This is a genomic window from Zarconia navalis LEGE 11467 (genome assembly GCF_015207075.1).
In the GTDB taxonomy this organism is placed as follows: Bacteria; Cyanobacteriota; Cyanobacteriia; order Cyanobacteriales; family Geitlerinemataceae; genus Zarconia; species Zarconia navalis.
In genome coordinates this window covers 1-11984 of the sequence record NZ_JADEXN010000095.1, presented here as the reverse complement: position 1 = coordinate 11984, position 11984 = coordinate 1, and the positions used below count along the sequence as shown (strand labels likewise).

The following is an 11984-nucleotide window of genomic DNA, read 5'->3' as shown; positions in this document are numbered from 1 at the left end:
GTGGGGTGTTTGCGCCCAAGCCCAACCTTTGCCAAAAGTCGATGGCGCCCCCCATCTCATCCAAAGAAACCAGAACGCAAAATCCATCGAAATCGTTTCTGGAACCGAAACGTTCAAACCGATCGATCGCCTCAGTCAAATCCCCTCTGTCGATCGCCTCAGCGACATCGAATTCGAACCCACGGATTGGGCGTACCAAGCATTACAGTCTTTAAGCAATCGCTATGGCTGCATTGCCGGATTTCCCGACGGGACTTATCGGGGCGTGCAATCCCTCACCCGCTACGAATTTGCGGCCGGACTTAATGCCTGTCTCGATCGCCTTAACGAACTGTTGTCCCAATCTGGAGGTTCGATCTCCAGTGAAGATTTAGCGATCGTCGAACGACTGCGAGAAGAATTTGCCGCCGAACTCGCCACCCTCCCAAGCCGTATCGATACCCTCGAAGCCCGAACGGCCGAACTTGAAGCCAACCAATTTTCCACTACGACGAAACTGACTGTGATTAACAGTGTTGCCGTTGTGGGGCGAACTTCCAACGAAGCCGACTTGTTCCCCCGAGATGGCACTCCCGAAACGGGCGATCCGGGTACGAATATCAGCTTGCAGAACCTGAATTATTTTATCTTCAATACCCAATTTAGCGATCGCAGCCTGCTGAGACTCGCTCTTTTGAACTTTGATGGGTTGACGGGTTCCCGCCTCACGAACGATGTCCGTTTGGGAAACGATTTCTTTGGAGATACCAATGGACTGAGGATCAACGATCTCAACTATCGCTTTCTCATCGGCGATAAGTTTGCCGGGATCGTCGGGACGGCGAATGTCAACGCAACATCCGCATTTCGGGGCCCCAATCGCATTGAAGGGGCTGCTACCGGGCCTCTCTCCTTTTTTGCCCAACGCAACCCCATTTTAAATATCGGTCTGGGGGCTGGTGGTTTGGGGTTTGATTGGCAATTTGCCGATCGCGCTAGTTTGCAAGCGGTTTATTCCACCAATATTCCGGGATTTTTTGTCAGTTCCGACGGTCCGAAAGGACACAATACTACCGCCGTTCAACTTGCCCTAACTCCCATCGATCCCGTCGATTTGACGGTGTATTACGTCAACGACTACTCTCCCGATGGCGGCTTGGTCAGTTTTGTCGGCGATGCGCAACTCACGGTTGTCGATCGCCTCACTGACGAGTCGGAACCCCTGCAAACCAATGCCGTGGGTGCCACCTTAAATTGGCAAGTCTCCCCCAGTCTCTCTGTGGGGGGTTGGTTCGGCTATACCAATTCCCGTATTCCCGATCGATCGGGGAACGTTCAAACTACCAATTATATGGTGTTTCTCAATCTTCTCGATTTGTTTGGGGAAGGTAATTTGGGAGGTCTCTACGTTGGGCAACCGCCAAAAATTATCAGTTCCGATTTGCCAGAAGGCAATAATATTCCCGACTTTTTTAATACCGGACGAGGACGATCGGGCGGCCAGCCAGGAACGACTACCCACGTCGAATTATTCTATCGCTGGCAGCTTGACGACAACATCAGTATTACTCCAGGCGCGATTGTGATTTTCAACCCCGGACATACTCCCGATAGCGACACCATCGGCATTGGCATTCTCCGGACGACGTTTATCTTTTAACGATCTTGGAGTGCGCGGGGTGCAATCCCCAGAAATTACGAGACGATCGAAAAAATAACGTTCGCAGCGCAGACAAAGTTGACTGGAATTTAGACAAAATTCGCTTTAGAAGTCTACAAACCTGATGTAGCAAGAATTTTGAATTCAAAACTAGATTCTAATCCCTCAAATTATTTCAGGGTAAAGCTTTGACGATTCGATCGATAAAATTTGTCTAAACTCCAAAAGTCGATCGCTGTTAAATATTTTTCGATCTCCCGTATTTTTACCGATGAATTCTCCAACTTTATAAAGATTAGCGATAAGTTTATCCAATCGATAAAAAAAAATCCGAGAAAGTCGCATTGGAGCGATCGAGAAACTGAGGTTATGCTGAAAGTAAGAAAGATTTAAATGCAGCCTTCAAAAGGCTTAAATTACAGTGTGCCTTGTTTTTGACTGAAATATATTTTGCATCTACAGTCAACCCAAAAAAACAATATAAGTATATTGACTTCGTATCTCTTCGATTTTCTTTCAAAACAGTCAAAAGCATCAATAATTTCAATTCACTCGATTTTTTGTCGATTCCGATCGAAGTTATGAGCCTAACATCGGTTCACAAATAAAGCTTATTGTGTGAAATTTAGTTTTGCATAAAATAAAGCTCTTAGAGCGAGTCCGAACGATAGGCTAAAAGTATTTAAATCGCAACACTTCTCAATTTTAATTTAGCGATTTTTCGATCGCTAAAAACAGGCACGCTCGGTGTCTTAAATTTTGCTGTTTTTTTAGATATACAGAGATGACTAAATCTATTCGATACTTTCTAACCATTTGTGCGATTGGACTGTCTGCAACCCTTGCAGAACCCTGCTTTTCCGAGACGGGACGTGAAGGCATCATCGAAACTGCAAATGTAACCGAACCTGTACCAATTGCGGCAGAAGATGCGAATGCCGAACAGAATATTTTAGTCACTGAAGAATCGGAAGTCTTGGCAGAAGCGGATAGCGATATTAGCAATGTAGAAGAAGTCGATGTTGAAACGCCTGAAGCCGCGCAGCGAACCCCATTGCCTTGCCGAATTTTTCCCAGTGCTTCGATGATGCAGTAACCGCTTACGGCGAAATCGCCCGAATTTTATCTAAAGAGAACCTGGCTTCGACAGTACATTAGTGTTGTGTCTCGAAAGTCATCTGAAAGAAACGGCTTCGATTATTTTAAGCACTGTTTGAGATATTCTTGAATCTCGATCTTGGAAAGCGATTATTTTAACTAGGGAAAAGCGATCGCTTTCCGTTCGCGATCCGAACTGATGCAGAGCTTCGATCTAACCTAAAAATAATGATACCTGTGTTTTCAATCTGATTCAGGAGTACGATCTAGAAGTTCTTTCGAACGTGCCTCGTTCTCGCATTCTCATCGCCAGCCCGATCTGATTTGAGAGTCGAGCAAAACATCGATTGTCAAAGATTCGATCGCCATATGCGCTTTTATTCCCAAGTCTTATTTCCCCGCCTTCTCGATTGGGCGATGTCCGATCCCGTCCTCGATCGGTATCGCCAGGATATTCTTGCCGAAGTGGAAGGAGAAATTCTCGAAATAGGTTTTGGAACGGGTTTAAACCTCCCCCACTATCCCCCACACGTTTTCAAAATCACCACCATTGATGCCAATCCCGGCACGAGTTCTCTAGCGCAAAAGCAGATTCAAGCATCTTCCATCGAAGTCGAAAATCATATTCTCAATGGAGAGTCTCTGCCGATGGCGGACAATACTTTCGATAGTGTCGTCAGCACTTGGACGCTGTGCAGCATTACCCGCGTCGATCGAGCCATCGAGGAAATCCATCGCGTCCTCAAACCCAAAGGACGATTTTTCTTTCTCGAACACGGAACGAGTGATGATGCCAATATCCGAGTCTGGCAAAATCGCTTAACCCCTTTACAAAAAATCGTCGCCGATGGCTGCCACCTAAATCGCAATATTCAATTGCTGGTGGAACATCAGTTTGAAGTGATTCGATTGGAGCGATTTTATATGGAAAAGCTGCCAAAAGTGATGGGATATACCTATCTGGGGGTGGCGATTTCTCGATGAAGGAGCAGGGCAGTTCTTGTCTGGCAAGCTGAAGCACTGTTTGCGCGCAACTCTTAGAGCTTTGGGATGGCTGCGCTAATGTCAAGTGCGGAAAATTGATGGCGATCGCGCTCGATCGCCATCAATTCTCCGATTCTCTCCCCTGGCTTCCCCAGCTCCTTTTACTGTGAATCATTAAGTATTCAACCGAACTTGATATAACCCAGGGGTTCCGCAATACTCCGGGTTAGCAAAAATAGATCGTGGATAATTAAAAGTAAAGGGGGACAAACTCTATAGAACGGCTTCGCATTCGGTCTCAAAATCGGTTTATCTCCTGAAAAACCGTAAGAATCGCCGAAATGCGATCGCCATAATTAACCCATCTGCGTCCCTCCAGTTCAAATCGAACGCTCCCCTAGCAATATTAGGTCTACGAATATGGAAGATTTCGCTCAACTACCGGGTTCAGCCACCGTCGTTATGGTGGTCAACGGTTCCCCCATCACCATTCAACTCGATGGTACGAACGCACCGATTACGGCTGGAAACTTTGTCGATCTTGTCGAGCGTCGGTTTTATGACGGCATTTCCTTTCACCGCGTCGTTGATGATTTTGTCGTCCAAGGGGGAGACCCTCAAAGCCTCGATCCCAACTTTTCCGGTCAATTGGGGACGGGAGGTTTCATCGATCCGACTACGGGGGAGGAGCGAACGATTCCTTTAGAAATTAAACCTCAAGGGTCTGATACGGCGCTGCTCAACCAAACCTTTAGCGATCCGCCACCGGTTTTATCCAATACGCAGGCGACCATCGCCATGGCTAGAGCCACAGCTCTCGATTCTGCGTCTTCCCAGTTTTATTTCAACTTAGAAGACAATCTGGATTTAGATGGTCGATTTGCCGCGTTCGGCAACGTCACCAGCGATTTTAGCGTTATCGAACAAATTCAAATCGGCGATCGCATTGAAGCGGCCCGAGTGACTGATGGTATTATCCCCAGTCGGGTTTCGGCGATCGTCACCGACTCGACTTTGCTCAATACTTATATCAATCAGTTGAATGCCGATAGCCTTCCCCTCCAGTTTGGCTTGGGTTCTGACGGGGACGATACAGTGCAACTAACTCCAGAACTCAACGCGCAAAATCCCGTGGGGACGATCCTCTTAGGGGGAAACGACACGGCGATCGGATCGGAATCGAGCGATATCTTTTATGCCAATGAAGGAAACGATTCCTTGCAAGGCGCTGGAGGAGACGATCGCCTCTGGGCACTCGATGGCGACGATGTGGTGACCGGAGGTATCGGTAATGATATCGCTAACGGGAATGTCGGCAACGACAGCGTTGATGGTGGCGCGGGAGATGACTTTCTCCGAGGCGGCAAAAATAACGATACTTTAACTGGGGGTGAAGGTAATGATTTCCTGATCGGCGATTTTGGCTCGGATGTCTTAATTGGTGGAACCGGAGCGGATACGTTTATTTTGCGAACGGAAACCGAATCGGGTCAACAAGATGCCGAAATCGTCGATCGCATTGTCGATTTTAACGCGACCGAAGGCGATCGAATTATTGTTGCTGGCGATATTGAATTATCGACGCTCGAATTTGTGGTCCTAGACACCGATACCCTAATTCAAGTCACCGGAGGCGACATTTTAGGTCGCATTCAAAATACAACCCCCGATCTCGTGCGAGGTGCCACCCTTGCTGTTGGCAGTGGAGATCTCGGACTGGGCATCGGCTAATCTTTTCTGCGTACGTAGATATTCACAAGTTCTTCACAGTCGATGGTTAGGATACTAAGTAAGCAACCGGGTAGTGCTAATCACGTATGAAAGGTGTGGAGAAGATGATGATGAGATTTGTCCGAGAAAGTGTTGAGATGACTTGTGTATCCACTGTATCGATCGTGGGACTCTGCATCAGTCTGGGAATTGCTGGACTCACAGGTCTCCATGCAGATAACAGCACTTTGAGTGAGTTTGGAGTGAATGGCGAGCAACAGTGGTTGCTCGCCGATGCCGAACGCGACGAGGGAGAGCCTCGTCGCCCTGGAGATGGAATTAACCGTTAGTTTCATAACGGTTCGTTTTCGGTGGTATCGAGTCTGGTTTACAAAGAGCTTATAAACAGATAAGAAATGAAATACAAATAATAGCAACTTGAGATGAAAATCCAGAAGTTTTTTGCTTAAAGCCCCGCTGTGAAAAACTTAATTCTCAATCGACTTAAAGCGAAAAACGACTCGAGATCGAACGGTTTTTCAACTCGAGCGAAGTCTCTTGACAACCAGCTGAGGGAATATTCAACAACCTAAATCTTTTGCAATTTTAGATGGCGGTTCATTTGGGTGACTGGGTCTAAAATTGCAAACTTATTTGTGGTAATTCTCCAATCGGCGAGTACATCAAATGAAGGCAAGTATGAATTCTATACCTGCTTTAGGGCACGACTTTTTGCGAAACCCGCCCGACATTTTTTAGACTGAACCCGACCGAGTGCTCTCTCATGTGACGAAGAATTCTCATAAAATAGATGCATCAGATCTGAGCCAGCGCTGACGGTCAATGGCAGGAACCCAAAAATTATGACGATCGAGGATCGAGAACTTCGGACGACCTTTCGAGATTCGAGCCAAGAGCATTTACAAAAACTCAATGATGGGTTGTTGTACCTAGAAAAGCATTCAGAAGACCTAGGAGAAATTGAAGTCTTAGTCCGAGAGATTCATACTCTCAAAAGTGAAGCAGCGATGTTAGAACTTAGAGACATCGCCACTTTATCCCATCAAATCGAACATATTTTGGGAACCCTGGCATCGGGGGAACGGGTCATCTCCGCACAAATCGTCGAACATCTAGGCGTGGGGTTAGATGCGATCGGCAAATTGGTTCGCGAAGCGGTCTCGGGAGAACCCTCCGGCGTAAAAGCATTCTACGTCCTCGCAAGTTTGATGGGGGCGGGCAAACTCGAGCAGAAGAAAGCACCAGAGCGTACGGAGCCGATCTCGCCTCCACTGCCCCAACCCGAGCCACAGCCGCGACTGACTCCCTCTCCAACCCAGGGCAGCTTGTATATCGACGACGACGAACTACGCCACACGTTCGAGATTGCCTGCGAAGAACACCTACAAAAGTTAGAAAGCGGTGTGTTGCACCTCGAAGCTCGACCGGATGATTTCGACAAGATGGAAGAGCTGTTGCGGGAAATCCACAGTATTAAAGGAGATGCGGGAATGCTAGGGGTTCACGATATCGTGCCCCTCGCTCATGCGTGGGAACAGCAGTTGATTCCCGTTAAAGAAGAAAAACAGGTTTTTTCGTCCCAGTTGAGCGAGCGCCTCTATGAAGGGTTAGACGCGATCGGCCTCCTGACGCGAGAAGCAGTGACAGGGGAAGCCTCTGGAGTAGATATAGCCCAAGTGTTGACCCTTTTAACGGGCGATGTACCCGATTCCAGTTCTGGCAACAGCAAGAATGACGACCTCAATGGGACTCCCGTCGATACCTGGGAAGACGATTTTTCCGGTAACGGTCGCGTGTTGACATCCCACTCCCCATCTTCACAAACGGGTTACCGCATCGATACCATTCGAGTGGCTACGTCGAACTTAGATGCATTGATGACTCAGACGGGAGAACTCACCGTCACCAAAATTCGGATCGCCCATCGGCTATCTCAAATCGAAGCCATTGCCAATTTGTGGGAAGAGTGGAATCGAGATGCGTTTGCCAATCGATTGGCTCCTGAAGCCTTGCAGCACAAAGAACTCAACGGTTCTGTTCAACCCGTTGGAACCGAGTCTCAACGAACCCAAACGCGACTCGATCGCCTAGGTCTGCTTGTAAACGATCTCAAACAGCAAGCGAGCGAGGATACAGCTCGGCTGGAAACGATTTCGAGCGAACTCGAAGAGGGAGTCCGGACGCTCCGCCTGCTTCCCCTGTCAACGATTTTTAATCTGTTTCCTCGAATGGTGCGAGATTTAGCCAAACGCCAGGGAAAAGAGGTCGAGTTTGCGATCTCGGGGGGAGAAACCCAAGCTGACAAACGGATTCTCGAAGAAATTAAAGATCCTCTGTTGCACATCTTGCGTAACGCCATCGATCACGGCATCGAAACCATCGAAGAACGAGAGAAACTCGGCAAATCATCCAAAGCACGACTCAGGCTGCAAGGTCGTCAAATCGGGAATAATATTATTATCGAAGTGACCGATGACGGGCGCGGGTTGGATTTGGAGAAGGTGAAGAAAACGGCGATCGAACGGAAGCTGTATCGAGAAGAAGACCTCGCAGCCATGACACCCGAGCAAATTCAGGCGTTGATTTTCATGCCGGGATTTTCCACTCGCAGTTTCGTGACGGAAATTTCGGGTCGGGGGGTGGGACTCGATGTGGTGCGAGCCAACGTCGAGCGCCTCAAGGGTTCGGTGAGTATCGAATCAACTCCCAATCGGGGTTCGATCGTCCGCATGCAGTTAGGAACGACTCTAGCCACAGCCCATGTTTTGTTGGTGGCCGTCGATGGTATTACTTATGCGTTGCCCATCGAGTTCGTACATGCGGCTCGTTCCATCTGTCGCCAGGAAATTTTTTCGATCGAGGGTCGAGATACTATTCTCATGGGAGAGCGGCCGATTTCGATCGTGCGACTGGCAGATTTACTAGAGTTAGAGCACAACCCTACCCTCACGGCTCCCACTCCCCCCCGACAACAACCTTGCATTATTCTCAAAGTCGGCCCCGACTATTTGGGATTGTTAGTGGATTCCCTCCTCGACGAACAGGATGCGATTCTCAAACCCCAAAGTCGATTGCTCAAAAGGGTTCGCAATATTTCCGGAGCCACAATTTTGGGTACGGGAGAAGTTTGTATGGTGCTCGACCCCCAAGATTTACTCGCATCCGTGCGGGCCGCATCTGGATTCGCTCCCCCCAAACCGATGCTCGATCGAGAACCCCGCCAGCCGGCTATTTTATTAGTCGAAGACTCGATTGCCACTCGCACACAGGAAAAACGAATTTTAGAAGGAGCCGGTTACGAAGTTGTGGCCGCTGTGGATGGATTGGATGGCTTGAAGAAGTTGCCCACTCGCGAATTCGATGCGGTGGTTTCAGATATCCAAATGCCCAATTTGGATGGTTTGGCACTCACGAGTCGGATTCGATCGCAGCCTCAATATAGCGAACTGCCCATCATTCTGGTTACCTCCCTCGCCACCGACGACGATCGCCGTAAAGGGGCTCAAGTGGGAGCCAATGCGTATATTACAAAAAGTAGCCTGAACCAAGACGTACTCTTAGAAACCATTCGGCGATTGGTTTAATATCATTTGCGAGCGCAAGGTGAAGGGGAAGGGGAAAAGAGGCGATCCACAGCCTTGGCGTACCAGAACCCGCTCTATACTCGTGCGATCGAGCAAAATAGTATTAGAGATAGAGACGAACCCTTTGCAATCTGCCAAAAGCGCCATGCCAATTCGAGTTTTGCTGGTTGAAGACTCTCCGGTTTTCCTGATTATTCTCAAACGGATGCTCGACTCCAGTGCGGATTTGGAAGTGGTGGGAACGGCTCGCACCGGCATAGAAGCTTTAACCTTGATTCCGCAAGTGCAACCTCAAGTCATTTGTACGGACTTACATATGCCCGAGATGAATGGCTTGGAATTTACCCAAGAGGTGATGGCAAACTATCCCCGCCCGATTTTAGTGCTGAGTGCATCGGTGCAAGCCCAAGATACGCAAAACGTGTTCCAAGTTCTGGCGGCTGGGGCGGTAGATGTTTTACCCAAGCCGATTTCGGGAGTGAGTGCCGATCTCAAATCCCTCAAACGAGAATTGATCGCCAAAATTAAAGTACTCGCTGGAGTGAAGGTTTTTACATTGCACCGTCACCGTCGAGAAACACCAATATTGCCGTCGCTCGACGGTCGTCCATCGCAAAACAGCAAGAGAAATGACACTCCAAACACATTTGCTTGCTCGCTTCCTCAGCCATCGCTCGTCGATTTGGAGCGGATTACGCGCTATAAAATCGTCGGTATTGGATCTTCCACAGGAGGACCCCAAGCCCTGCAATGCATTCTGAGTGCATTACCGAGTAATTTTTCCGTACCGGTGGTTTGCGTCCAGCATATTAGCTTGGGTTTTTTGCTCGGATTGGTCACGTGGCTCGATGGCGAGTGTTCTCTATCGGTTCAAATCGCCCAGCCGGGGGAAATGCCCCAACCGGGGACGGTCTATTTTTCCCCGGAAAAGTATCATTTAGAATTCGATCGCCTCGGGCGATTTGCATATTCAACCGCACCGCCGATTGCCGGTCATCGTCCTTCCATCTCCGTGACGTTTGCATCGATGGCTAAATGTTACGCCCGCCGATCCATCGGCATTCTCCTAACGGGAATGGGTCGAGATGGGGCGAGCGGAATGCAGGACATCGAGCGTGCTGGTGGTATGACGATCGCTCAGAACGAGGCTAGTAGTATCGTGTTCGGAATGCCCAAGGAGGCGATCGCTTTGGGTGCGGCTGCCCATATTTTACCCATCGGCGCGATCGCCCCACTATTGACCGATCGACTCTTAGCAACTCAACACACCCTCGATTCCATAGCCGAGTTGTCCCGAATGCGACAAAATAAAAACAGATAGCGATTTAATTTTGAACCAACTGGGAATAATCAAAAAATGAGCAATACCAGTAATTTTCGTCAAGCCATGCGGCAGGCAAACGGTCAACCGTTAGTCGGCCCTAACGTCATCGCCAACGCCTTGCCCTACGTCGGGGGTGGATTAGTCCTGACGGCGATCGGAACCTATGGCGGTTTGCACGTTCTGCAAACCAATCCGGCGATTTTCATGCCCACGTTCTGGGGGGCGTTGATTGTCGAATTAATTCTATTTTTTGTTGCCCGAGGCGTGGCCGAAAAGGGGAATAACAGCACGGCACTGCCCTTGCTGGCAACCTATAGCTTGCTGTCGGGCTATACACTGACGGGGCTAGTTGCCCTCGCCCTCTCCACCCCTGGAGTCGGCATTACCGGCATCGGGATTTCTGCCCTCGGTTGCGGCGTCACCTTTATCGCGGCCCGTCAAATCGGTTCCAACTTGTCTGAAGAAGACGGAATGGCACTGGCCAAAACGGTGCAACTTGGGGTCATTGCCCTGGTCGTGGTGCTTGTCGCCCAAGTGCTGTGTTCCGTGTTTGGTATCTTTACGCCAACTTGGTTGGAAGTGGGCATTTCCGGACTCGGCGTGTTTCTATTTGCCGGGGTTGCCGTGGTGGATTTCTACATCCTGCCTCGTTCTTACCGGGACGACCAATATCTACCTGCCGCCCTTTCGATGTATTTAACGTACATCAACTTGTTCGTATTCATTCTGCGGTTTTTAATCGCTCTCAATAGCCGCGATTGAATTCGAGATGGATAAAATTAAGAGTTAATTGAGAGAGGGGTACGCACACCCCTCTTTTTTTGTGCCGATCGTGCCAGAAACGTCGATATCAAGACCATTCTGGTGTATTCTGAGGGCGTCGAAACGACGATCGAGTCATGGAATCGGGTCAACAGGAATACGAATTTAACAGCAGCCAAAACCAGCTCCTTGGGGATCTCGCCATAAAAATGCGCTTTGTCGGGATGCTTTCGATCGCTTTGGGGGGGCTGTCGATGTTCTGCGGTGTTGTCACGATCCTGATGACCCTATCGGGGGCGATCGACGGTTTGGGTTTTAGCTTCAGTCTTTTGATTCAAGGCACTCTAGGGTTATTAGTGGGTTTGTGGACTCGCAAAGCCGCTCGTGCTTTTAAGCTCATTGTCAATACTGAAGGTCGCGATATCGAAAATTTAACCATCGCTCTGGGGGAGTTGCGCAAACTTTACACTCTTCAATATTGGTTGATTCTTATCGTCTTTATCTTGTTTGCTGGAGTCATTCTCTCGGCACTCCTTCTGTCTCTTGCGGGGAGGTGAGGAATCTCAAGTGGAGTTTCGGGAAATGCGATCTCTGCCTGTTTTTCCGATCTTCCCTGGCGAATCTCATGCCAAAATGTTCCGAATCACCTGGGCACTCACTCGATCGCTAACGATCGCCGTGCCAATTTGAGTGGGAAGGACGAAGCGAACGATTCCCCCTTTGACTTTCTTATCGCTTTGCAACGCCGCAAGAATGTCATCAACGGCTAACCGATTGGGAACCTGCGTCGGCAATTGAGTTTTTTCAATTAATGCCAACTGACGGCGATCGCACTGGCGATCCCACAGTCCCAACTCAATGG

Annotated in this window: 9 protein-coding genes and 1 pseudogene; 9 read left to right on the top strand and 1 reads right to left on the bottom strand. The window is 49.0% G+C overall.

Annotation, left to right across the window (positions count from 1 at the left end; translation table 11 throughout):
* From IQ235_RS07175 to IQ235_RS07135, 9 genes are all read left to right on the top strand, one after another.
* On the top strand, positions 1-1639 hold a 1639-nt coding region (locus tag IQ235_RS07175), incomplete at its 5' end, for an iron uptake porin (RefSeq protein WP_264320800.1).
* A gap of 784 nt (positions 1640-2423) precedes the next feature.
* Positions 2424-2735 (top strand): hypothetical protein, encoded by a 312-nt coding sequence (locus IQ235_RS07170; RefSeq protein ID WP_264320799.1) that lies wholly within the window; start codon positions 2424-2426, stop codon positions 2733-2735.
* Between the two features lie 371 nt (positions 2736-3106).
* On the top strand, positions 3107-3721 hold the full coding sequence (locus IQ235_RS07165) for a class I SAM-dependent methyltransferase (RefSeq protein WP_264320798.1): 615 nt from the start codon (positions 3107-3109) through the stop codon (positions 3719-3721).
* Between the two features lie 420 nt (positions 3722-4141).
* The gene (locus tag IQ235_RS07160; RefSeq protein ID WP_264320797.1) at positions 4142-5452 is read left to right on the top strand and encodes a peptidylprolyl isomerase; all 1311 of its coding nucleotides are present in this window, start codon (positions 4142-4144) and stop codon (positions 5450-5452) included.
* Between the two features lie 137 nt (positions 5453-5589).
* The gene (locus IQ235_RS07155) at positions 5590-5781 is read left to right on the top strand and encodes a hypothetical protein (protein ID WP_264320796.1); all 192 of its coding nucleotides are present in this window, start codon (positions 5590-5592) and stop codon (positions 5779-5781) included.
* A gap of 513 nt (positions 5782-6294) precedes the next feature.
* Complete coding sequence (locus IQ235_RS07150) at positions 6295-9036, top strand: hybrid sensor histidine kinase/response regulator (RefSeq protein ID WP_264320795.1); 2742 nt, start codon at positions 6295-6297, stop codon at positions 9034-9036.
* A 145-nt stretch (positions 9037-9181) separates the two neighbouring features.
* Entirely contained in the window at positions 9182-10357 is a 1176-nt protein-coding gene (gene cheB, locus IQ235_RS07145) for a chemotaxis-specific protein-glutamate methyltransferase CheB (protein ID WP_264320801.1), read from the top strand.
* A 36-nt stretch (positions 10358-10393) separates the two neighbouring features.
* On the top strand, positions 10394-11122 hold the full coding sequence (locus tag IQ235_RS07140) for a Bax inhibitor-1/YccA family protein (RefSeq protein WP_264320794.1): 729 nt from the start codon (positions 10394-10396) through the stop codon (positions 11120-11122).
* Positions 11123-11259: 137 nt separating this feature from the next.
* Positions 11260-11679: a hypothetical protein gene (locus IQ235_RS07135; RefSeq protein WP_264320793.1), complete on the top strand. Its 420-nt coding sequence runs from the start codon at positions 11260-11262 to the stop codon at positions 11677-11679.
* Between the two features lie 66 nt (positions 11680-11745).
* On the opposite strand, the pseudogene IQ235_RS07130 reads toward IQ235_RS07135, so the two are convergent.
* Positions 11746-11984, bottom strand: a pseudogene (locus tag IQ235_RS07130) (3-dehydroquinate synthase); the annotation flags it as partial.

Excerpts from the sequence above, each read along its gene's own strand:
- IQ235_RS07170 (WP_264320799.1), top strand. The coding sequence starts at position 2,424 with ATGACTAAATCTATTCGATACTTTCTAACCATTTGTGCGATTGGACTG.
- IQ235_RS07165 (WP_264320798.1), top strand. The coding sequence starts at position 3,107 with ATGCGCTTTTATTCCCAAGTCTTATTTCCCCGCCTTCTCGATTGGGCG.
- IQ235_RS07160 (WP_264320797.1), top strand. The coding sequence starts at position 4,142 with ATGGAAGATTTCGCTCAACTACCGGGTTCAGCCACCGTCGTTATGGTG.
- IQ235_RS07155 (WP_264320796.1), top strand. The coding sequence starts at position 5,590 with ATGACTTGTGTATCCACTGTATCGATCGTGGGACTCTGCATCAGTCTG.
- IQ235_RS07150 (WP_264320795.1), top strand. The coding sequence starts at position 6,295 with ATGACGATCGAGGATCGAGAACTTCGGACGACCTTTCGAGATTCGAGC.
- cheB (WP_264320801.1), top strand. The coding sequence starts at position 9,182 with ATGCCAATTCGAGTTTTGCTGGTTGAAGACTCTCCGGTTTTCCTGATT.
- IQ235_RS07140 (WP_264320794.1), top strand. The coding sequence starts at position 10,394 with ATGAGCAATACCAGTAATTTTCGTCAAGCCATGCGGCAGGCAAACGGT.
- IQ235_RS07135 (WP_264320793.1), top strand. The coding sequence starts at position 11,260 with ATGGAATCGGGTCAACAGGAATACGAATTTAACAGCAGCCAAAACCAG.